This is a genomic window from Citrobacter sp. TBCS-15 (assembly GCF_005280815.1).
In the GTDB taxonomy this organism is placed as follows: domain Bacteria; phylum Pseudomonadota; class Gammaproteobacteria; order Enterobacterales; family Enterobacteriaceae; genus Citrobacter; species Citrobacter werkmanii.
Map to the genome: position 1 here is coordinate 603530 of NZ_SZWK01000102.1, position 21073 is coordinate 624602.

The following is a 21073-nucleotide window of genomic DNA, read 5'->3' on the forward strand; positions in this document are numbered from 1 at the left end:
TTTACTCAGCAGCTTCCGGCATTTTACCTTTCTGCGCTGCGCGTTCTGTCAGACGCTTCTCAAAATTGGCATTAAACTGCTTTTTCTGTTCCGGCGTCAGAATGTTGTAAATCTTGTTCTGGGTTTCCATGTGCGCCAGCATGTTGGCTTTGCGCTGTTCTTCCATCTTCGCAATCTGCGCTTCGGCTTTCGCTTTATCGAAGCTATCGCTGGCGATGATGTCGTGCATTGCGCGGCGTTCTTCCAGCGGCGGACGTTTCATCTGATCGCGCTGACCTTTCATAATTTCGCGAATCTGCTGTTTCTGCGCGTCGGTCAGGTTCAGGTCTTTGAACATCATGTCGTGATGCGGGGCGAACTTCCCGTTGTGATGCATCATTGGTTTGGCATCCGCTGGCGCAGCTGTTGTGGTGTCAGCAGCATGGGCCAGGTTTGCAGCGCCCAGCGCCAGGGTAGAGGCAACAAACAAAGCAGTCAGTTTACGCATAATTTCTATCCTTTCTTTCAGTTATTTTTACGACATTCATGCGACTCTTATGCAATGTGATGTCGTGTTGACGAGATTAACTTTACCGGCTTAAGCGTCAATTAATCAGAGCAACGGTAAAACAATGAAAGTGTAAAAAACAAACTTTCATCAATTATGGAGAAAAAAAGAATAAATTGCGCAGAGTTGAAATGAAAAATTACAACCAGATGATTTTGAAAGGATTATGAAGAACTATACCTGAACTGTGATTATTAAGAAAGCAACTTACCAGGAATAATCCGTAATAAAGCTAAAGCGCACGTAAAAATAAGCCCTCAGAAATAAACCTGAGGGCGGTTATATTTATCAAAACCTTTCGAGCATCAATCCGGCACGTAAACCACAGGCCACGTTTGGGTTCGGAAAAAGAACGTATTCAACGTCATGGGTGACGATAAAACGTTCATCTCCGTCCTGCGCCAGCAGCGTTCCCTCGGTAAAGGGGGTAAAGTTGAGCGTCTGGTTATCCATGTGGAGAATAAAATCGTCGCTCCGCCGCGTAATCTGAGAGACCACGCGGTAGCGCAGCGGGGATGTTTCTCCGGTAGACACTCGCTCGCCCCGTAGCAGCTTCGCCATCGCATCTGCCGTGCACGCAAACTGGGTCAGATCGTTTTGCCCGAACGGCAGCGCTTTACCCAGCTCCAGCGTACAGGCCAGCGCGCCAAAATGTTCAACGCTAAAATGGGTGAACGTGCCGCCTGGGGACTGATGGAAAACCAACGCCTCCAGCCCCGCATCCCCCAGCCAGCCCAGAAAATTTTCGTCCCAGGCAACGTTGCGTTGTGGCAACACGCCAAAGCGCAGATGCTGAGAGCCGCGAATCGCGGTGTGGAGATCCAGATGCCAGCGCACAGGCTCTTTCGCGCGCGAGTAAAAATCTTCCAGACACAGCTCAAGCTCATGAGCTCTATGCGTTTCTTCACTCTCGGCAAAACTCTGCCACCGGCCACCAAACATACGGTTCAGGTCGCTATGACAATAACGTTTCCCCGCAGCCAGCGCCTGCGGATTACCGAGAATCACCAGCAGGCGCCATGTTAGCGCCAGCTCACCGTTAAACAGTCTGGTCAGCAATGAATCAAGTATTTCTACCGGCGCGGTTTCATTGCCGTGAATCCCCGCAGAAAGCACCAGCGACTGTTCAACCGGCGCAGTTGGTGTCAGTTCCAGCACCCCGTGACCAAGCCATTGCCAGACAAAACCGTGAATTGTGCCCTGCGTTTTCTCCGGTATGCTACCCGCGAGTGTCAGGGCCAGAAAATTATCCATGGCTCGTTGTCTCCTGCTGGAAGGGATAAACAGAGCCGAGATTGAGCAATTGCGTCAGTGAATCCAACGCTTCACGCCCTTCGCGCAACAACTGCGGATCCGCGAGGTCCGTTGCGACAAGGCGATCGCGATAGTAGCGGTCGACCCAGTTATTCAGCGTATTGAACAGCGTGTCGTTCATGATAACCGCCGGATTCACGGCCTGCAGCTCCTGTGGGGTAAGCACCACTCGCAGGCGTAAACAAGCCGGGCCGCCGCCGTTGGACATGCTTTCGCGCAAATCAAAGACCCGCAGGTCATCGATCGGATTGTCATCTGCAAGCAAGCGGCTCAGATATCGCCACACGCCAGCATGCTCCCGACATTCCTGCGGTAAAACCAGCATCATCGAACCGTCGTCACGACTCAGTAATTGGCTGTTAAACAGATAGGTCGTTACCGCATCCTGCACCGACACCTCTGCTGTCGGAACTTCCAGCGCAGTAAAACCAGCCACCTGACGGCGTAGTTGCTCTAACAACGCTTGCTGTCTGACAAACGCCTGCTGATGACAAAACAGCACCTGACGATTCGACACCGCAATCACATCGTTATGAAACACGCCAAGATCGATGACGTCCGGGTTTTGCTGAGCAAAAACAAGCTGATGTGGATTGACCTGATTGAGTCGGGCTACGGCTTCACTGGCTTCACGGGATTGCCTCGCCGGGTAGCGCCTCGGCTGTGACGCGTTCCCCTCTTCACGACCGTAAATAAACAGTTGTACGCCGGGATCGCCATAGTCCCCGCCGAGTCGGTTATGGTTTGCCGCCCCTTCATCACCGAACAAAGCAACCTGAGGCAACGCGCCGTGAATCGCAAAGGTACTTTCATCGCGGAAAATCGAGCGTAACAACGCTTCGGTCGTCGGCGCTTCCAGCGAACGGTGGAACTTATTATTCAGATTCGCCACCGTCAGATGCACTTTTCCGTCCAGTGAATCTGCCGAAGGACAGACCGTTGCCGCATTCGCCACCCACATAGGTGATGCGGAGCTGGCGCTGGAGAGCCAGTGCGGCGCCTGACGCACCACTTTGTCCAGAATCTGCTCATCACTGCCGCAAAAGCCCAGCTGACGCAGCGCCGGGATATAGGGACGTTCATGAGGCGGGATCACCGCCTGAGGGAATCCCGCATCCGCCAGTGCTTTCATTTTTAACAAACCCTGCTTCGCCGCCAGACGAGGGTTCGACACCTGAAAACGATGGCTGGTCGAAGCCTCATTACCAAATGACAGTCCCGCATAGTGATGGGTCAGCCCCACCAGACCATCGAAATTTACCTCACGCGCTTTCATCGTTTATCCTCGCGAGAGAAATCCAGACCGGGGCTGAGCGCCGACGGCAGAGTTAAGGCCGGCGATTCCAGGCTCGCCATCGGCCAGGCGCAATAATCGGCGGCATACCACGCGCTGGCGCGATGGTTGCCGGAAGCGCCCACGCCACCAAACGGCGCGGTGCTTGCCGCGCCGGTTAACGGTTTATTCCAGTTAACAATCCCGGCCCGCGCCTCCAGCAGAAGCTGATCAAACTGGCTGCGATCGGGTGAAACCAGCCCGCAAGACAACCCAAAGCGGGTGTTGTTCGCCATACGAATCGCGTCATCAAAGCTGTCGTAGCGCCAGACGCCGAGCAGAGGACCAAAAACCTCTTCATCGGGTACGTTTGCCACGTCGGTCAGTTCAATAATACCAGGGGTCAGCAGCGACGTTCCGGCTTTCACCATGCGTGGCGCCAGTAGCGTGTACCCCCCCAACGACGCCAGACGTTGCCAGGCATCATAAACGTACTGTGCGGCCTGTTCAGAAATCAGCCCACCTAAAAACGGCTGCGGTTCTGCATCCCAGTGACCCGGCATTAGTCGTTGGCTGACTTCCACCAGACGCGCGAGGAACGCGTCCCCCTGCGCGCCGTTTTTAACCAACAGGCGACGGGCGCAGGTACAACGCTGCCCGGCGGTGACAAATGCGGATTGAATGGTCAGATGAACTGCCGCATCTATATCTTCCGGGTTCTCAATGATCAGCGGGTTGTTACCGCCCATCTCCAGCGCAAGGATTTTTTCCGGCTGGCCGGATAACTGTCGATGCAGTTGATAACCGGTATTGGCACTGCCGGTAAACAGCAGACCATCCAGATCATCCAACGCGCTCAGCGCCTGCCCCGTTTCGCGTCCGCCCTGCACCAGGTTCAGCACGCCCGGCGGCAAGCCCGCCTGCTGCCACAGTTTTGCCACGGCTTCACCGGTCCACGGCGTCAGCTCGCTGGGCTTGAAAATCAACGTGTTGCCTGCCAGCAGAGCCGGAACAATATGGCCATTGGGCAAATGGCCCGGGAAGTTGTACGGGCCAAATACCGCCAGCACGCCGTGCGGTCGATGGCGCAACGTCGCCGCGCCATCCGGTAGTTCACTGTGCTGCTCCCCGGTACGCGCATGGTAAGCTTGCACAGAGATAGCAATTTTATTGATCATCGCCGTCAGTTCCGTGGCAGCTTCCCAGCGCGGTTTGCCGGTTTCCCGGGCGATAATCTGCGTTAACTCGGCTTTATTGCTTTCCAGCAATGAGGCAAATTTTTCAACAATAGCCTGACGTGCGCTAAAGGGGTGTTTAGCCCAACCGGCAAAGGCTGCGCGCGCAGCCCGGCACGCCTGCGCCACCTGGGTTGCATCGGCGTCACTGCCCTGCCACAGCACATCACCGCTTACCGGATTCGTTTTCACCCGACGCTCGCCAAGCCCCGTCACCCAGTCGCCGTTTATCCATAATGTCATGCTGTTTTCTCCTCTGCACAAAGACGCACAAAACGTACATGGTCGCCCGCATGACATTTCAGGGCGTCCAGTTGCGCCGCCGTCAGTACCAGACGTTGGGTATCCGGGTCAGCGCGAACCAACATGACGCGGAAGTTTTGATAGTTTTCATTGGCGACCAGACAGGCCGGGTAATCGCCGGTTGCAGGCTGACCTTCCGCCACCTCCACCAGTCTGCTTTTACGAATCGCCCTTACCCGGTCGATATCGCATTCCAGCGTCGGCCCGCCGTCGAAAATGTCGACATAATTGCGGTAGCGAAATCCTTCTTTCTCCAGCACCGCTCGCGCTGGTGCGGTTTGCGGATGTACCTGACCAATTACGCTTTGCGCTTCATCAGACAAGAAATGGGTATAAATAGGATGCTTGGGCATCAGTTCAGCAATAAAGGCTTTTTGTCCGGTGCCGCAGAGAAAATCCGCCCGGCTGAATTCCATGGAGAAAAAGCGTTTGCCGAGGCTTTCCCAGAAGGGGGAGTAACCGTGCTCATCGATTACGCCGCGCATCTCGGCCACGACCTTTTCATTAAACCGGTCACGAAATGCCGCCATAAACATAAAGCGCGACTTAGACAACAAATAGCCGTTGCCCTCTTTACGCCAGTCGGGATCGAGGAACAGAGAGCAAAGCTCGCTGCTACCCGTGTGATCGTTGCTCAGAAACAGCGTCGGCAGCGCGTTATATACGTTCAGTTCTTTCGAGGCATGCACCAGCGTGCCAACCCGATAGTTGTACCAGGGATCGTTAAGCCCCACCGCCACTTCGATGGCACAAATCCCTGCCACGGTTCCACTGGCGCTGTCTTCAAGTACAAAAACATAGCCTTGCTCACTTTTCGGCAACTCACCGCGCCAGGTTTGTAGCGAGCGCTCGATACGCGCCATCAGCGTGGCTTCATTGGCCGGTAACGAGGTCAGCCCACCGCCGGTCTTACCGGCCAGTTGCATCAGCGCGGTGATATCAGCGCGTTCAATAGGACGAATCACCATCATGATGAACCTCCTGCTTTAATGCGTTCGCAGGCCAGCGCAAAACGATCCAGTCCGCTAGCAACCTCTTCTTCGCTGACGTTTAACGCTGGCGCAAAGCGCACCACGTTAGCGCCGGCGATCAGCACCATCACTCCGGCATTGGCCGCCTCTTGCGAGATGAGTTTCGCTTTCCCGGCAAATTCCGCGTTCAGTACGCAGCCGATCAGCAGGCCGAGCCCACGAATTTCACTAAACAGTCCAAAACGTTCGTTAATGGCGTTAATACGCTCCACAAACCAGTCGTGGCGCTGCTTAACACCGTTGAGCATATCCGGGGTGTTAACAATCTCCAGCAGTTTGCCCGCCACCGCCGTGGCCAGCGGGTTTCCGCCGTATGTTGTACCGTGCGTACCAACCGTCATCACGCTGGCACAGTCTGCCGTCGCCAATAACGCGCCGATGGGGAAACCGCCGCCCAACGCTTTGGCTGTCGTCAGCAGATCTGGCGTAACGCCATAGTGCATATAGGCATACAGTTCGCCGGTACGGCCTACTCCGGTCTGGACTTCGTCAAAAATCAGCAGCGCATTGTGGCGATCGCATAATTCACGCAGCCCCTGTAAGAATTCATTTGTTGCCGGCACGACGCCACCTTCACCCTGCACCGGTTCAACGATGACCGCACAGGTGGTGTCATCAATCAGTTGGCAGGCTGAGTCGAGATCGTTGTAGACGGCATGGCGGATATCCGGCGGCAGCGGCGCGAAATCTTGTGAATAAGCAGGCTGTCCTCCGGCGCTGACGGTGAACAGCGTGCGGCCATGGAAAGCATTTTTAAACGCCACGATGCCGCTCTTCTGGCTGCCAAAACGATCGTGAGCAAATTTACGCGCCAGCTTTAATGCCGCTTCGTTTGCCTCCGCGCCGGAGTTACAGAAGAAAACACGCTCGGCGAAGGTGGCGTCAATCAGCTTTTTCGCCAGACGCAGCACCGGCTCGTTGGTGTAGCCATTTCCTGTGTGCCAGAATTTGCTCGCCTGGTCGTTTAATGCCTCGCGCAAAGCCGGATGGGCGTGCCCCAGCGCGTTAACCGCAATGCCTCCCGCGAAATCGATATACTCTTTACCCTGCTGATCCCACAGACGTGAACCTTCACCACGCACCGGAATAAAAGGAGCCGGAGCGTATACGGGCATCATCCATTCATCAAAATTTTCACGCGTAATTGACAGAGACATAGCGACCTCAACGGTAAATAAAAAGTTATTTATATGTTAATAAATATAGTGTTTGCGGTGTAAATGTAGATTGCAGGGTTCGTGCCAGCCAGCAAAAAAAGTGCATAAACAAAGGTCGGTGACGGAATATCAACAGGTTACAACGTGGCGATATTCACTTTATGCGCATAAAAAGTGAATATGTTCGCGCATCAGGCGACTAAATAGAGGAAAAACCGCAGTTTTATTCAGTTGCCAAATATAATTCTGGAATTGTGATCGTATACGAAATTTATCGGAAATTATTGCTCTGTTCTGACGCGCCTCGCGCCAAAACGGTGCAGTTTTTGCTCCATCGTTAACACCATTGGCAATCATTGTTGGAATCAGGTGACAAGAAGCAGTCAGCCAGCGGAAATTCTGCTACCATCCTTGCACTATTCATCTTGCAAAACGGCAGCGACTATGAAATTTGTCTCTTTTAATATCAACGGCCTGCGTGCCCGTCCTCATCAACTGGCAGCCATTGTCGAAAAACACCAACCGGATGTGATTGGCTTACAGGAGACAAAAGTCCACGACGACATGTTCCCTCTCGAAGAGGTAGCAAAGCTGGGTTACAACGTCTTTTATCATGGTCAGAAAGGTCATTACGGCGTGGCGCTGCTAACGAAAGAAACGCCAATCGCAGTGCGTCGTGGCTTCCCGGACGATGGCGAAGAAGCGCAGCGTCGTATCATCATGGCGGAAATCCCATCCCCTCTGGGCAGCATTACCGTGATCAACGGCTATTTCCCGCAGGGCGAAAGCCGTGACCACGAAACCAAATTTCCGGCCAAGGCCGCGTTTTACCAGAATCTACAAAACTATCTGGAGACTGAACTGAAACGCGACAATCCGGTATTGATCATGGGCGATATGAACATCAGCCCAACCGATCTCGATATCGGCATTGGCGAGGAAAACCGTAAACGCTGGCTGCGTACCGGTAAATGTTCCTTCCTGCCGGAAGAGCGTGAGTGGATGGAGCGTCTGCTGGGCTGGGGTCTGGTGGACACCTATCGTCATGCTTATCCTGAAAAAAATGACCAGTTCTCGTGGTTTGATTACCGCTCAAAAGGCTTTGATGATAACCGTGGCCTGCGTATCGATCTGCTGTTAGCGAGCAACCCACTGGCGGAGCGCTGCGAAGAAACCGGCATCGACTATGAGATCCGCAGCATGGAAAAACCGTCCGATCATGCGCCGGTATGGGCTAAATTCCGCGTCTGACCTCCTGCGATTTTTCACTCTCCGGGCCTCGCCTGGAGAGTCTGTTTATTCTGTGTAAAATCAATAAATCGACGGTAATACATTGTTGTGTCCGGGAATTTATTATATCTTCGCGCGCACTTTTCGCTGACGAAAACGCTGCGTTACACTCGGTTTTACAGGAGAACCCCCATGAAAAAGAAGTTCGCATAACGCAGAATACCGGCTGCTGATCGTCGCGGTCCTGTTCTGCATTCTGGCGGGAGTTTTCCATTATTTCGGCCTGACCGACCTGATAACCAATTTCCAGCATTTACAAGACGTCATCCGCCAAAGCGGCATGTTCGGCTATACGCTTTATATATTGCTGTTCATCATCGCGGCGCTGTGTCTGATCCCCGGCAGCATTCTGGTGATCGTCGGCGGTGTGCTGTTTGGCCCTGTCACAGGGACGCTTGTCTCGTTAGTGGCGGCAACCGTCGCCTCGGCGCTGTCGTTTTTGCTGGCTCGCTGGCTTGGTCGGGATCTACTGCTGAAATACGTTGGGCACACGGCGACTTTTCAGGCAATCGAGAAAGGCATTGCCCATAGCGGATTGGACTTTCTGATCCTCACCCGACTCGTCCCACTGTTCCCCTATAATATTCAAAATTACGCCTATGGGCTGACGGCGATTCCGTTCTGGTCATTTACTGTGATATCTGCGGTAACCACCTTGCCCGGCATCTTTATCTATACGCTGATGTCGCACGAACTGGCCAGCGAAGGCATGACTCTGGCATTTATCGGCAAACTCAGCGTTGCGGGCCTGGCGTTATTCATTCTTATTCAGGCGGCAAAAGCCTGGGCCAGATATAAACATATCGATCCGTCGTCCAGCCACGAGTGTGCAGGTAAATGACAAAGCTGAACAAAGCGCAATTAACCCGCTATTACCGGACAGGATTAATAGTTGTGCTGCTGCTCGCGCTGATGGCATGGATGTGGATACCTGGCGTCAGTGATTTTCTCCGGGGCAGCCTGGCGGCGTTTACTACGCTGGATCAACACGCTCTTGAGAACTTCATTCGTTCGTATGGGACCCAGGCGGCGGTTGTATCGTTCTTTCTGATGATCTTACAGGCCATCGTCGCGCCGCTTCCCGCCTTTGTGATTACGTTTGCCAATGCCTCGCTGTTTGGCGCGTTTTGGGGCGGTGTACTGTCCTGGAGCAGCGCGATGGTCGGCGCAGCGCTGTGCTTTTTTATTGCCCGCGTTTTGGGTCGCAGTGCGGTGGAAAAGCTGACCGGGAAAACAGTGCTGAACAACATGGACACTTTTTTCGAACGTTATGGCAAGCACACTATTCTCATCTGTCGCCTGTTGCCTTTTGTGCCCTTCGACCCGGTAAGCTATGCCGCAGGCCTGACCTCGATTCGTTTTCGCCACTTTCTCCTCGCCACCGGCTTCGGTCAGTTACCCGCCACGATTGTCTATTCGTGGGCCGGTAGCCTGTTAACCGGCGGTACATTTTGGTTTGTTACCGGCCTGTTCATCCTGTTTGCCCTGAGCGTGGTGATTGCAGGAGCAAGAAGCCTTTACCTTGAGCGTCAACGGAAGAAAACCTGAGACATACGCCATTTTTAGCAATGGAGATATTATGCGTTACTGCTTATTGTGCCTGAGTTTGCTGCTCTGCCCGCTGGCGGCTTTTTCCCAGGACGCCAGCTGGCAGCAAATCAAAAATGACGCCCGCGGTCAGACGGTATGGTTCAACGCCTGGGGTGGCGATAACGCCGTTAATCAGTATCTCGACTGGGTTAGCGGCGAGATGAAAACGCACTATGCCATTAACCTGAAAATTGTGCGGCTGGCGGATGCCGCCGACGCTGTGAAACGCATCCAGACCGAGGCGGCATCCGGGCGAACAACCGGCGGATCTGTCGACTTATTGTGGGTAAACGGTGAAAACTTCCGCACATTAAAAGAAGCGGGTCTGCTGCAAACCCAGTGGGCGCAGGCGTTACCTAACTGGCGCTATGTTGATACCCGGAAACCGGTCAGTGAAGACTTTGCCATCCCCACAGAAGGGGCAGAATCGCCATGGGGCGGCGCACAGCTAACCTTCATTACCCGGCGCGATCTCACTGCCCAGCCGCCGCAATCCCCGCAGGCGTTACTTGAATTTGCGCAGACGCATCCTGGCACAGTAACCTACCCGCGCCCACCAGACTTTACCGGAACGGCTTTTCTCGAGCAGTTGTTGATTATGCTCACCACGGAACCGCAAGCATTGAAAGTTGCGCCGGATGCCGCCACATTCGCCAACGTTACCGCTCCGTTATGGCATTATCTTGACGCTCTACACCCTGTACTATGGCGTGAAGGCAAAGATTTTCCGCCCACGCCTGCGCGGATGGATGCGTTACTGAATACCGGTACGCTGCGTTTATCATTGACCTTTAACCCAGCCCACGCGCAGCAAAAAGTGGCCAGCGGCGAATTGCCCAAAACCAGCTATAGTTTTGGTTTCTCACAAGGCATGATCGGCAACGTGCATTTTGTCACTATTCCGGCGAATGCCCGCGCCAGCGCCGGAGCCAAAGTCGTGGCAAACTTCCTGCTGTCTCCCGAAGCGCAACTGCGTAAAGCTGACCCTGCTATCTGGGGAGATCCTTCGGTGCTTGATCCGCAAAAACTGCCAGACGAACAGCGTGACGCCCTGCTGACGTATATCCCGCAAGGACTCCCTGCCGTACTGCCAGAACCACATGCAGCCTGGGTAAACGCTCTGGAACAAGAATGGCTACGCCGCTACGGTACGCATTAATTCTGTTGCTGTGGGGCATCATGACGGCAGTTTATCTGCCGCTGGTGCCTGCAACGTTCTCTCTGCTAGCCCCAGCACTTCGCACCACGCACTGGCTGGCGCTCTTTGACGATCCTCAACTCCCGCAGGCGTTGCTGGCAACGCTGGTTTCCGTAAGTCTGGCGGCGTTCGGCGCACTGACCATTGCGCTGTTGGCGATCCTCTTTTTGTGGCCTGGCGCTGGCTGGGCGCGACTGTACTCACGCCTGCCGTTGCTGCTGGCGATCCCGCACGTCGCATTCGCGACCAGCATGCTGTTGATTTTTGCCGAAGGCGGCATGCTCTGGCAGTGGCTGCCTTTTCTCAACTCGCAACCGGACCGCTATGGGATTGGACTTGGCATCACGCTGGCGGTGAAAGAGAGCGCCTTTTTGTTGTGGATCCTCTCAGCCCTGTTGAGTGAAAAACAACTTTCACAGCAGGTTATCGTCCTGGATTCGCTCGGTTACAGCCGTTTGCAATGCCTGAACTGGCTGGTTCTGCCCTCCATCGCCCCTGCGTTAGGCAAAGCCATGCTGGCAGTCGTGGCCTGGTCACTCTCCGTTGTGGATGTGGCCATCGTCCTTGGCCCCGGAAATCCGCCCACACTTGCCGTGCTGAGCTGGCAATGGCTCAGCCAGGGTGATGCCGAACAGCAGGCCAAAGGCGCACTCGCCAGCCTGCTGCTGGTGTTGTTGCTATTTATCTTCGCGCTGGTGGGCTATCTGTTCTGGCGTGGCTGGCGGAGCATGATTCCAGCAGTAAACGGAATACGCCTGCGTTTTTCGTCCGCTACAATCGCACGCCCGCTGGTACAACTTTTGCCCATCAGCGGAGTGGTATGCGCCCTGGTACTGGCGCTTTCCGCCAACTATTCATCGCTCAACAGCGAGGCGCTCAGCAATAGTCTGCAACTGGGACTCATCTCCAGCGTGCTGGGATTACTGATACTCTTTGCGTGGCTGGAATGGGGACCGCAAACCGGACACCGTTGGGTCTGGCTGCCCATTATCCTGCCCGCGCTGCCGCTGGTCACCGGACAGTATCTGGTGGCGTTATATACCGGACAAGATGGGCTGATGACGACCATCATCTGGGGCCACCTGCTGTGGGTGATGCCATGGATGCTGTTTGTGCTCAAACCGGCGTGGCAACGCATTGACCCACGATTGATTCTGATTGCACAAACGCTGGGCTGGGCGCGAGGCCGCATATTTTGGCGGGTAAAATGCCCGCTGCTGTTACGCCCGGCACTGATTGCCTTCGCGGTTGGCTTCTCGGTCAGTATTGCCCAATATATGCCAACCCTGTGGTTAGGAGCCGGACGCTATCCCACCCTGACCACCGAGGCGGTGGCATTAAGCAGCGGCGGCAGCACGGCTATTTTAGCGACACAGGCGCTATGGCAACTTCTGTTACCGCTATCCGTTTTCGTACTGACGGCGTTTTTCGCCGCGTGGCTCGGCCGCTTTCGACAAGGACTCCGTTAATGCTCATCGTTCAAAGCCTTTCAGTGTACCGGGGCGCGACAACGCTACTGAAAGACGTGAATTTCCAGGTTAACAAAAGTGACATTGTCACTATCATGGGGCCTTCCGGTAGTGGTAAGTCTTCGCTGTTTTCGTGGATGGTCGGCGCATTATCCCCTCAGTTTCAGGCTTCAGGCGAACTGTGGCTCAATGAACGGCGCATAGACACGCTGCCCACCGCGCAGCGCCAGATTGGCATCCTGTTCCAGGATGCGTTGCTGTTTGACCATTTCAGCGTTGGGCAGAATTTACTGCTGGCCTTACCCGCCAGTTTGCAAGGATCCGCCAGACGCCATACTGTTGAAAACGCCCTTACGCGCGCGGATCTGGCAGGATTTTATCATCGCGACCCGGCCTCACTCTCCGGCGGCCAACGATCGCGTGTCGCCCTGCTGCGCGCCCTGCTGGCTCAGCCTCAGGCGCTGCTGCTCGATGAACCCTTTAGCAGACTGGATGCGTCGCTACGCGATACCTTTCGCCAGTGGGTCTTTACCGAGGTGCGCAAGTTGAATATTCCGGTGGTACAAGTTACGCATGATGCGCAGGATGTCCCGCCAGCAGGCCGTGTATTACAGATGGAAAACTGGGCGTGAATGTGGCGATATGCTGCGTTAACGCAAGGTTTTAACTTAACCGGCGGCACAGAATGTCGTCTTCTTTTTTCAACGTCGGGCTATTCGATGAAACGTGTTTCTCAAATGACCGCGCTGGCACTGGCTTTAGGGCTCGCTTGCGCTCCTTCCTGGGCTGCTGAAACAGCACAGACCCTCACCCTCAACCAGTTACAGCAAAAGCAAGGCGCGGCGATCGATACCCGTCAGAGCGCTTTTTACAACGGCTGGCCGCAATCGCTCAATGGTCCTTCCGGACATGAACCCTCCGCACTGAACCTGTCTGCCGCCTGGCTCGACAAAATGAATGATGAACAACTCAATGCCTGGGTTAAGGCGCATCAGCTGAAAACCGATGCGCCGGTGGCGTTATATGGCAGCGATAGCGAGATACAGGCCGTTAAATCCCGCCTGCAGAAAGTCGGTTTTAGCCATATTTCAACCCTCAGCGACGCCCTTGCGGATCCTGTCCGCCTGCAACGTCTGCCGCACTTCGAACAACTGGTTTACCCGCAGTGGCTGCACGACCTGCAGCAGGGAAAAGACGTGACCGCCAAGCCGTCGGGTGACTGGAAAGTGATTGAAGCCGCCTGGGGAGCGCCGAAGCTGTATCTGCTCAGCCATATCCCCGGTGCGGGCTACATTGATACCAACGAAGTCGAAAGCGAACCGCTATGGAACAAAGTTTCCGACGCGCAGCTCAAGGCGATGCTGGCGAAACACGGCATCCGTCACGACACCACGGTGATCCTCTATGGTCGCGACGTCTACGCCGCCGCGCGCGTGGCACAAATCATGCTGTATGCCGGCGTGAAAGATGTGCGTCTGCTCGATGGCGGGTGGCAAACCTGGTCAGATTCCGGTTTACCGGTGGAACGCGGAACCCCGCCGACGGTGAAAGCGGAGCCTGATTTTGGCGTTGCTATCCCTGCCCAACCACAGCTGATGCTGGATATGGAACAGGCTCGCGGCCTGTTGCATCGCCAGGATGCATCGCTGGTCAGCATCCGCTCGTGGCCTGAGTTTATTGGCACCACCAGCGGTTATAGCTACATCAAGCCAAAAGGTGAGATCGCAGGCGCGCGCTGGGGCCACGCGGGGAGTGATTCCACGCATATGGAAGATTTTCATAATCCGGACGGCACCATGCGCAGCGCGGATGATATCGCCGCCATGTGGAAACAGTGGAATATCACGCCAGACCAGCAGGTTTCTTTCTACTGCGGCACCGGCTGGCGTGCTTCAGAAACGTTTATGTATGCTCGTGCGATGGGCTGGAAAAACGTCTCTGTTTACGACGGTGGCTGGTATGAGTGGAGCAGCAATCCGAAAAACCCGGTCGCCAGCGGTGAACGTGGTCCTGACAGCAGCAAGTAAAATGGTCACGATTGCCGGATAAGCGCATCCGGCAACGCAAGACATTACGCCTGACGCTGAACCGATTTCAGCGTCAGATATCCGCTCCAGATCCGGGTAAACGTCGTCATCCAGCACAGCGCGCCAAAGACCCACGCCAGCACGGCAAAATATCCCGGGAACAAACAGCCCAAAACAAACAGCAAAATAGTCTCGGTGCCTTCGGTTAGCCCTCCCAGATAATAAAACGATTTATGCGCGTAGCCTGGGTTATCAATATCGTATTTCGCTGCCAGGGCAGCGAAGGCGAGGAAGCTGCTACCAGTACCCATAAACGCAAACAACAGCCAGCCCCCAGCCAGTGCGTTTTGCGCAGGTGCGGCAAGAATAAAACCAAACGGTACCAGGGCGTAAAACAGAAAATCGAGTGAGATATCGAGAAATCCTCCCGCGTCGGTTAGCCCTCTGCGCCGTGCCAGCGCCCCGTCCAGCCCGTCAAACAAGCGATTAAGCACAATGACCACCAGCGCCGCCAGATACCAGCCTAACGCCAGAAATGGCAGGGCCAACACGCCAATAGCAAAACCGACCAGCGTCAGGCCATCCGGGGTAATCGCTGGTTTATCAATAATGCCCACACCGCGATGCAACAGCGGTTTTAACCGTGGATGAAGATGACGGTCAAGCATGCGGGCGTCCTTTAAAACTGTCGCACAGTCCTTGCGAAGGAATATCGAGGGCGGCATTAAAACGCGCCGAGAGATTTTGAAACGCAATCAGCGCGGTCATTTCAGTAATGACGTCATCGGTAAAATGCTGCTTCATTTGCGTTTTCAGCGCATCGTCAACCTGCGGTGGCGTGGCGGTCACCGCATCCGCATAGGCCAGCGCTATGCGCTCTTCTGCGTTAAACAGCGTTGATTCTTGCCAGTTGGCGACCTGCAAGACTTTATCCAGCGCGCCACAGCGTTCCGCCAACCGCAAACTGTTGGCATCAACGCAGAAAGCACAGTGGCACACCTGAGAAACGCGGGTCATTAACAATGCGCGCATCACCGGCGTTAAGCGCGCCTCTTTACGCTCCAGAAATCCGACAAACAGCGCCACCAGCCAGAACAGAAACGGCATCCGCCCCCACCAGCGCGTGGGATGCAGCACATCGCCATAATGTTTTTTCTGCGTCGCGACGAGCAGTTGCAAACTGGAGGGAATACGCGTTAACGGACTTACCCACGAGTGAGGATCGTTCAACGATGACTCCTGAATACTTTAGATAACTCAAAGATAAATATAGTATGTCATTTTCTGCTGTTAGATCTTGATGAATATGATGAAAACCCTCGACGTGGTCGCTGCTATCATTGAACGTGATGGCAAAATTTTACTGGCTCAACGTTCGCCGGATGCGGATCAGCCAGGCATGTGGGAGTTTGCTGGCGGTAAGGTTGAGGCGGGCGAAAGTCAGCCCGAGGCGCTGATCCGTGAACTGCGTGAAGAGTTAGGGATCGACGCGGTCGTTGGGCGCTATATCGCCAGCCACCAACGTGAGGTTTCGGACCGGCTGATCCATTTACATGCCTGGCATGTACCGTCTTTTCAGGGAGAACTGAATGCGTATGAACATCAGGATATTGTCTGGTGTTCACCCGAAGAGGCGCGGCGTTATCCGCTGGCGCCTGCCGATATCCCACTGTTAGAAGCCTTTATTCTTTTACGCGCCGCCAGACCAGCGGATTCGTGCTGATCGTTTTATCATCGCGCTGGCACTGAAGCAGTACACCATCCGCTTTAATCACCGCCCCTTCGGAATAGTTTTGATCCTGGTAAATACAGCACTGACTACAGGGCTGCGCTCGCTGCCCGCTGGAACTGAACACTTCCGGCGGCACATTCACCTGCACATCCGGGCGATAAAGCTGATTTGCCAGCGTCGCGCTGGACACCAATACCAACGCTCCTGCCATGATTAAACGGCGCATATTCTTTCCTTTGTGACTGACAGTTATGCTCAGTATAACGGTATAAATCGGCAGAAACTTTAGTCCCTCCCGTCATCGTTTTTGGTTATGACCCACGCCACGATATTAATTTACTTAGCGGGGTTAATTTTTTCTTGCGTCCCGTCACGCTGCTGGTGGTATAGTCAAAAACTGCAAAACACTTAACACAAATATCAAAAATATAACCATATCAATACATAAGAGGTTTTTATATCTATGGATCAGACATGTTCTCTGGAGTCGTTTCTTAACCATGTACAAAAGCGCGACCCAAACCAAACCGAGTTCGCGCAAGCCGTTCGTGAGGTAATGACGACACTGTGGCCCTTCCTTGAGCAAAACCCACGTTATCGCCAAATGTCGCTGCTGGAGCGTCTGGTTGAGCCGGAGCGCGTGATCCAGTTCCGCGTAGTCTGGCTCGACGATCGTAATCAGGTACAGGTTAACCGTGCGTGGCGCGTGCAGTTTAGCTCCGCCATTGGCCCATACAAAGGCGGTATGCGTTTCCACCCTTCCGTAAACCTGTCGATCCTGAAATTCCTCGGCTTCGAGCAGACCTTTAAAAATGCCCTCACCACGCTGCCGATGGGCGGTGGTAAAGGCGGGAGTGACTTCGACCCGAAAGGTAAAAGCGAAGGTGAAGTGATGCGTTTCTGCCAGGCGCTGATGACCGAGCTTTTCCGCCATTTAGGTCCTGATACCGACGTCCCGGCGGGCGATATCGGCGTGGGTGGTCGTGAAGTCGGCTTTATGGCCGGGATGATGAAAAAACTGTCCAACAACAGCGCCTGCGTCTTTACCGGTAAAGGTCTCTCTTTCGGCGGTAGCCTGATTCGCCCGGAAGCAACCGGCTATGGTCTGGTGTACTTCACCGAAGCGATGCTTAAACGTCATGGCCTCAGCTTTGAAGGCATGCGCGTGGCGGTCTCTGGCTCCGGCAACGTTGCACAATTCGCCATTGAAAAAGCCATGGAATTTGGCGCCCGGGTGGTGACCGCCTCCGACTCCAGCGGTACCGTGGTCGACGAAAGTGGATTTACTAAAGAAAAACTGGCGCGTCTGTGCGCGATCAAAGACAGCCGTGACGGTCGCGTGGCGGATTACGCTCGTGAGTTTGGTCTGACCTATCTGGAAGGCAAACAGCCGTGGTCGGTTCCGGTCGATATCGCCCTGCCGTGCGCCACCCAGAACGAACTTGATGTCGACGCGGCACGCGTACTGATCGCCAACGGCGTGAAAGCTGTCGCCGAAGGGGCAAACATGCCGACCACCATCGAAGCCACCGACCTGTTCCTCGAAGCGGGCGTACTGTTCGCGCCGGGTAAAGCCGCCAACGCCGGTGGCGTAGCGACCTCCGGGCTGGAAATGGCGCAAAACGCCGCACGTCTGGGCTGGAAAGCGGAGAAAGTGGACGCACGCCTGCACCACATCATGCTGGATATTCACCATGCCTGCGTTGAATACGGCGGCGAAAGCAAACAAACCAACTACGTACGTGGCGCCAACATCGCGGGCTTCGTGAAGGTTGCCGACGCGATGCTGGGCCAGGGTGTGATTTAATATTGTCTCTGTAGAACCGTAGGCCGGATAAGGCACGGGGGCCGCATCCGGCAAAGCCTGATGGTGCTACGCTTATCAGGCCTACAGACCTACACGCCTGCCTCTTCGGATGGCGGGCTTTTTTTTGCCGGGCGTTTACGCGGCGCGCTCTTTTTCTTATCGCCACCACTGCCACCCGGCGCGACAATTCCCCGGAAGCGCCGTACCGGCGTACTGCGCGCCTGATCGATGAGCTGATACAGCGTTCCCACCAGCGGCTGCATGAAATCCTGATAACGACACTGTTTTTCGCTGATTTGGGTCAGAATAGATTCCCAGTGCGCGGTCATATCCGGACGCGTCGCCATTTCCGGCAGCGAGTGAAACAGCGCTTTTCCGGCATCGGTGGAATGGATATAGCGCCCTTTTTTCACCAGGAATCCGCGCTTGAACAGCAGCTCGATAATCCCGGCGCGCGTCGCTTCCGTACCTAATCCATCCGTGGCGCGTAGGATCTTTTTCAGATCTTTATCCTGCACAAAGCGCGCAATCCCGGTCATCGCTGACAGCAGCGTCGCGTCGGTAAAATGGCGTGGCGGCTGAGTCTGACGTTCAACCACTTCGCCTTTTTCGCACAGCAATTCATCATCTTTAGCCACCACCGGCAGCGGCGTTCCGTCGTTATCTTCATCGCGCTCTTTGTTGCCAAGCAGCGTGCGCCATCCAGCCTCCGCCAGAAAACGCGCTTTGGCGACAAACTTGCCTTTGGCAATATCCAGCTCAATAACGCACTTACGGAAGACCGCATCCGCACAAAACTGCATCAGATACTGACGGGCAATCAGGTTGTAAATTTTCGCTTCGTTGTCATTCAGGTTGATGGACGAACTGCGCGCGGTAGGAATGATGGCATGGTGGGCATCCACTTTTTTATCGTCCCAACAGCGGTTTCGCGTATCGGGATTTACCGCCGGTTGCGGGAGCAGATCCGGCGCATGAACGCTAATCGCGTTCATTACCGCATGACGTCCGGCAAAATGTTCTTCCGGCAGATAACGGCTATCCGAACGTGGATAGGTGATCAGTTTATGGGTTTCATACAGCTTCTGGCAGATATCCAGAACGTTCTGCGCACTCAAGCCAAAGCGTTTCGCCGCTTCAATCTGCAACGCCGACAGCGAAAACGGCAGCGGCGCGGATTCTGATTCCCGTTTATCGTTATAGCTGGTGACGAGCGCCGGCTGGCCGTTAATACGGTTCACCACGTGTTCGGCCAGCGTACGATTCAGCAAGCGCCCCTCTTCGTCCTGATACGGCTCACATGCTTCGCTGGGCTGCCAGATAGCGGTAAACCGCTCGTCGGCGGGCGTCACGATATGCGCTTTCACTTCAAAGAAATCTTTGGCGACAAAGTTTTCAATCTCTTCATCGCGACGCACAACCAGGCCGAGTACCGGCGTCTGTACGCGCCCGACCGAGAGTACCCCTTGATAGCCCGCGTTACGCCCAAGAATGGTGTAAGCGCGGGTCATATTGATGCCGTACAGCCAGTCGGCCCGCGCCCGCGCCAGGGCCGACACGCACAGCGGGATGAACTCACTGTTGGCGCGCAGACGCTCAATAGCCCGTTCGACAGCCTGCGGGTTGAGGTCATTGATCAGACAACGTTGCACCTGCTGGCGCTTTTCGGGAGCCAGTTGCAGGTAATCCAGCACTTCATCCACCAGCAGTTGTCCTTCACGATCGGGGTCTCCTGCGTGAATAACTTCGCTGGCTTCATGCAAAAAGCGCTTGATAACGTTGAGCTGTTTGGTCACCGAAGGACGCGGCTGCAGTTGCCACTTTTCCGGGACAATCGGCAGATCGACCAGACTCCAGCGCGCATAACGGCTGTCGTAGGCGTCTGGCTGCGCCTGCTCAAGCAGGTGACCAATGCACCAGGTCACCACTTGTCCGTTTCCGCATTCAATAAAACCGTCACCTTTGCGATGCGGCTTTGGCAGCACATCGGCGATAGCGCGCGCCAGACTCGGTTTTTCGGCAATAAACAACCGCATCGAGTTAACGGATCTCAACCATGGCGCGACCGCCACGAGCTTCCACTAACTCACCAATTGCAGTGAGATCGATACCAAACTGCGCCGCTGCCGCTTTCACTTCGGCTTCCGCTTCCGGCGTTACCGCCAGCAGCAAACCACCAGAAGTTTGCGGATCGCAGAGCAGGTCGCGTACCGACTGCGGCATTTCACCCATCAGGTGTCCGTAGCTGGCAAAGTTACGCTGGGTACCGCCCGGCACTGCGCCCTGCGCGATGTACTCTTCAACGCCAGGAAGCTTAGGAATATCCTGGTAGACAATCTGCGCCTGAACGCCTGCGCCCTGACACATCTCGCTCAGATGTCCCAGCAGACCAAAACCGGTAACGTCGGTCATGGCTTTCACGCCCTCGATATCGGCAAATGCCGCACCGGCAATGTTCATCCGACACATCACTTCAGTCGCCAGCCCAATATGTTCGTCCTTCAGCAGCGATTTTTTCTCTGCGGTAGTCAGGACGCCAATGCCCAAAGGTTTGGTCAGGAACAGCTTGCATCCCGCCTCGGCAGTACTGTTTTTCTTCACGCGTTCAGTCGGCACAACGCCGGTAACCGCAAGACCGAAGATAGGCTCCGGGGCATCAATAGAGTGACCGCCCGCCAGCGCGATACCCGCCTGACGGCAGGCAAAGCGTCCGCCTTCGGTCACTTCACGGGCGATTTCCGGCGCCAGCTTATCAAGCGGCCAGCCCAGAATAGCAATTGCCATAATCGGTTTGCCGCCCATAGCAAAAATATCGCTGATGGCGTTGGTGGCGGCGATGCGGCCAAAATCAAACGGATTATCGACAATCGGCATAAAGAAATCGGTGGTGCTGATAACGCTGGTGCCATTACCCAAATCGTAGACAGCGGCGTCATCGCGGGTTTCATTACCCACGAGTAAGTTTGGATCAACGAACTTCGCCTGCTCGCTGTGCAGGATGGTTTCCAGCACTTTAGGGGAAATTTTACAACCGCAACCGGCTCCGTGGCTGTATTGCGTTAAACGAATAGCTTGCTCGCTCATGGACATCTCCTGTCAT

The 21073-nt window shown here is 54.9% G+C and carries 20 protein-coding genes; 9 read left to right on the top strand and 11 right to left on the bottom strand.

Features of this window, described 5'->3' with window-relative positions; all coding sequences use genetic code 11:
• Window position 1 precedes the first annotated feature (1 nt).
• The 6 genes from spy to FDW96_RS09715 form a co-directional block, all read right to left on the bottom strand.
• Window positions 2-487: an ATP-independent periplasmic protein-refolding chaperone Spy gene (gene spy / locus FDW96_RS09690; RefSeq protein WP_003832537.1), complete on the bottom strand. Its 486-nt coding sequence runs from the start codon at window positions 485-487 to the stop codon at window positions 2-4.
• Between the two features lie 348 nt (window positions 488-835).
• A complete protein-coding gene (gene astE / locus FDW96_RS09695) occupies window positions 836-1801 on the bottom strand; it encodes a succinylglutamate desuccinylase (RefSeq protein ID WP_137365595.1) in 966 nt (321 codons plus the stop codon).
• Window positions 1794-3137, bottom strand: a complete 1344-nt coding sequence (astB, locus tag FDW96_RS09700) for an N-succinylarginine dihydrolase (protein ID WP_137365596.1) — start codon at window positions 3135-3137, stop codon at window positions 1794-1796. The genes astE and astB overlap by 8 nt, the downstream gene beginning before the upstream one ends.
• Entirely contained in the window at window positions 3134-4612 is a 1479-nt protein-coding gene (astD, locus tag FDW96_RS09705; protein WP_137365597.1) for a succinylglutamate-semialdehyde dehydrogenase, read from the bottom strand. Before astD ends, astB begins: the two co-directional genes overlap by 4 nt.
• The gene (gene astA / locus FDW96_RS09710; RefSeq protein ID WP_079224490.1) at window positions 4609-5643 is read right to left on the bottom strand and encodes an arginine N-succinyltransferase; all 1035 of its coding nucleotides are present in this window, start codon (window positions 5641-5643) and stop codon (window positions 4609-4611) included. Before astA ends, astD begins: the two co-directional genes overlap by 4 nt.
• Window positions 5640-6860 carry an aspartate aminotransferase family protein gene (locus FDW96_RS09715; RefSeq protein ID WP_137365598.1) on the bottom strand — a complete coding sequence of 407 codons (1221 nt, stop codon included), beginning with the start codon at window positions 6858-6860 and terminating at the stop codon, window positions 5640-5642. The genes astA and FDW96_RS09715 overlap by 4 nt, the downstream gene beginning before the upstream one ends.
• Before the next feature lie 444 nt (window positions 6861-7304).
• Between FDW96_RS09715 and xthA the strand changes: the two genes are divergently transcribed.
• The 7 genes from xthA to FDW96_RS09760 all read left to right on the top strand — a co-directional run bounded on the left by xthA (window position 7305) and on the right by FDW96_RS09760 (window position 14434).
• The gene (xthA, locus tag FDW96_RS09730) at window positions 7305-8111 is read left to right on the top strand and encodes an exodeoxyribonuclease III (protein ID WP_038640136.1); all 807 of its coding nucleotides are present in this window, start codon (window positions 7305-7307) and stop codon (window positions 8109-8111) included.
• A 223-nt stretch (window positions 8112-8334) separates the two neighbouring features.
• Window positions 8335-8991: a TVP38/TMEM64 family protein gene (locus FDW96_RS09735; RefSeq protein ID WP_167371266.1), complete on the top strand. Its 657-nt coding sequence runs from the start codon at window positions 8335-8337 to the stop codon at window positions 8989-8991.
• Entirely contained in the window at window positions 8988-9698 is a 711-nt protein-coding gene (locus FDW96_RS09740; protein ID WP_137365599.1) for a TVP38/TMEM64 family protein, read from the top strand. Before FDW96_RS09735 ends, FDW96_RS09740 begins: the two co-directional genes overlap by 4 nt.
• Before the next feature lie 31 nt (window positions 9699-9729).
• The gene (locus tag FDW96_RS09745; protein ID WP_137365600.1) at window positions 9730-10899 is read left to right on the top strand and encodes an ABC transporter substrate-binding protein; all 1170 of its coding nucleotides are present in this window, start codon (window positions 9730-9732) and stop codon (window positions 10897-10899) included.
• Window positions 10872-12407: a thiamine ABC transporter permease gene (locus FDW96_RS09750; RefSeq protein ID WP_137365601.1), complete on the top strand. Its 1536-nt coding sequence runs from the start codon at window positions 10872-10874 to the stop codon at window positions 12405-12407. The genes FDW96_RS09745 and FDW96_RS09750 overlap by 28 nt, the downstream gene beginning before the upstream one ends.
• Window positions 12407-13039, top strand: coding sequence for an ATP-binding cassette domain-containing protein (locus FDW96_RS09755; protein WP_042308867.1), 633 nt, complete (start codon window positions 12407-12409; stop codon window positions 13037-13039). The genes FDW96_RS09750 and FDW96_RS09755 overlap by 1 nt, the downstream gene beginning before the upstream one ends.
• 87 nt (window positions 13040-13126) lie before the next feature.
• Window positions 13127-14434, top strand: a complete 1308-nt coding sequence (locus tag FDW96_RS09760; protein WP_137365602.1) for a sulfurtransferase — start codon at window positions 13127-13129, stop codon at window positions 14432-14434.
• A gap of 44 nt (window positions 14435-14478) precedes the next feature.
• Here the strand turns inward: FDW96_RS09760 and FDW96_RS09765 are convergent, their stop codons facing one another.
• Window positions 14479-15102, bottom strand: a complete 624-nt coding sequence (locus FDW96_RS09765) for a CDP-alcohol phosphatidyltransferase family protein (protein ID WP_079224499.1) — start codon at window positions 15100-15102, stop codon at window positions 14479-14481.
• On the bottom strand, window positions 15095-15664 hold the full coding sequence (locus tag FDW96_RS09770) for a carboxymuconolactone decarboxylase family protein (protein WP_137365603.1): 570 nt from the start codon (window positions 15662-15664) through the stop codon (window positions 15095-15097). The genes FDW96_RS09765 and FDW96_RS09770 overlap by 8 nt, the downstream gene beginning before the upstream one ends.
• Before the next feature lie 79 nt (window positions 15665-15743).
• On the opposite strand from FDW96_RS09770, the gene FDW96_RS09775 reads away from it, so the two are divergent.
• Entirely contained in the window at window positions 15744-16157 is a 414-nt protein-coding gene (locus tag FDW96_RS09775; protein WP_165407492.1) for a pyrimidine (deoxy)nucleoside triphosphate diphosphatase, read from the top strand.
• On the opposite strand, the gene FDW96_RS09780 is transcribed toward FDW96_RS09775, so the two are convergent.
• Window positions 16117-16377 (bottom strand): YnjH family protein, encoded by a 261-nt coding sequence (locus FDW96_RS09780; RefSeq protein ID WP_170973239.1) that lies wholly within the window; start codon window positions 16375-16377, stop codon window positions 16117-16119. The two genes, FDW96_RS09775 and FDW96_RS09780, sit on opposite strands and share 41 nt — an antisense overlap.
• Window positions 16378-16629: 252 nt before the next feature.
• Here FDW96_RS09780 and gdhA point away from each other — a divergent pair, with 252 nt between their 5' ends.
• The gene (gene gdhA / locus FDW96_RS09785) at window positions 16630-17973 is read left to right on the top strand and encodes an NADP-specific glutamate dehydrogenase (RefSeq protein WP_038640089.1); all 1344 of its coding nucleotides are present in this window, start codon (window positions 16630-16632) and stop codon (window positions 17971-17973) included.
• A gap of 89 nt (window positions 17974-18062) precedes the next feature.
• On the opposite strand, the gene topB is transcribed toward gdhA, so the two are convergent.
• Window positions 18063-20009: a DNA topoisomerase III gene (gene topB / locus FDW96_RS09790; protein ID WP_061381470.1), complete on the bottom strand. Its 1947-nt coding sequence runs from the start codon at window positions 20007-20009 to the stop codon at window positions 18063-18065.
• Between the two features lie 4 nt (window positions 20010-20013).
• A complete protein-coding gene (selD, locus tag FDW96_RS09795; protein WP_137359987.1) occupies window positions 20014-21057 on the bottom strand; it encodes a selenide, water dikinase SelD in 1044 nt (347 codons plus the stop codon).
• Window positions 21058-21073 lie beyond the last annotated feature (16 nt).

Bases quoted from the DNA above. Each gene is read 5' to 3' on its own strand.
- FDW96_RS09775 (WP_165407492.1), top strand. From the start codon at position 15,744: ATGAAAACCCTCGACGTGGTCGCTGCTATCATTGAACGTGATGGCAAA.
- FDW96_RS09715 (WP_137365598.1), bottom strand. From the start codon at position 6,860: ATGTCTCTGTCAATTACGCGTGAAAATTTTGATGAATGGATGATGCCC.
- FDW96_RS09765 (WP_079224499.1), bottom strand. From the start codon at position 15,102: ATGCTTGACCGTCATCTTCATCCACGGTTAAAACCGCTGTTGCATCGC.
- astD (WP_137365597.1), bottom strand. From the start codon at position 4,612: ATGACATTATGGATAAACGGCGACTGGGTGACGGGGCTTGGCGAGCGT.
- FDW96_RS09750 (WP_137365601.1), top strand. From the start codon at position 10,872: ATGGCTACGCCGCTACGGTACGCATTAATTCTGTTGCTGTGGGGCATC.
- astA (WP_079224490.1), bottom strand. From the start codon at position 5,643: ATGATGGTGATTCGTCCTATTGAACGCGCTGATATCACCGCGCTGATG.
- FDW96_RS09780 (WP_170973239.1), bottom strand. From the start codon at position 16,377: ATGGCAGGAGCGTTGGTATTGGTGTCCAGCGCGACGCTGGCAAATCAG.
- topB (WP_061381470.1), bottom strand. From the start codon at position 20,009: ATGCGGTTGTTTATTGCCGAAAAACCGAGTCTGGCGCGCGCTATCGCC.
- selD (WP_137359987.1), bottom strand. From the start codon at position 21,057: ATGAGCGAGCAAGCTATTCGTTTAACGCAATACAGCCACGGAGCCGGT.
- FDW96_RS09745 (WP_137365600.1), top strand. From the start codon at position 9,730: ATGCGTTACTGCTTATTGTGCCTGAGTTTGCTGCTCTGCCCGCTGGCG.
- astB (WP_137365596.1), bottom strand. From the start codon at position 3,137: ATGAAAGCGCGTGAGGTAAATTTCGATGGTCTGGTGGGGCTGACCCAT.
- gdhA (WP_038640089.1), top strand. From the start codon at position 16,630: ATGGATCAGACATGTTCTCTGGAGTCGTTTCTTAACCATGTACAAAAG.
- FDW96_RS09760 (WP_137365602.1), top strand. From the start codon at position 13,127: ATGAAACGTGTTTCTCAAATGACCGCGCTGGCACTGGCTTTAGGGCTC.
- spy (WP_003832537.1), bottom strand. From the start codon at position 487: ATGCGTAAACTGACTGCTTTGTTTGTTGCCTCTACCCTGGCGCTGGGC.
- FDW96_RS09740 (WP_137365599.1), top strand. From the start codon at position 8,988: ATGACAAAGCTGAACAAAGCGCAATTAACCCGCTATTACCGGACAGGA.
- astE (WP_137365595.1), bottom strand. From the start codon at position 1,801: ATGGATAATTTTCTGGCCCTGACACTCGCGGGTAGCATACCGGAGAAA.
- xthA (WP_038640136.1), top strand. From the start codon at position 7,305: ATGAAATTTGTCTCTTTTAATATCAACGGCCTGCGTGCCCGTCCTCAT.
- FDW96_RS09755 (WP_042308867.1), top strand. From the start codon at position 12,407: ATGCTCATCGTTCAAAGCCTTTCAGTGTACCGGGGCGCGACAACGCTA.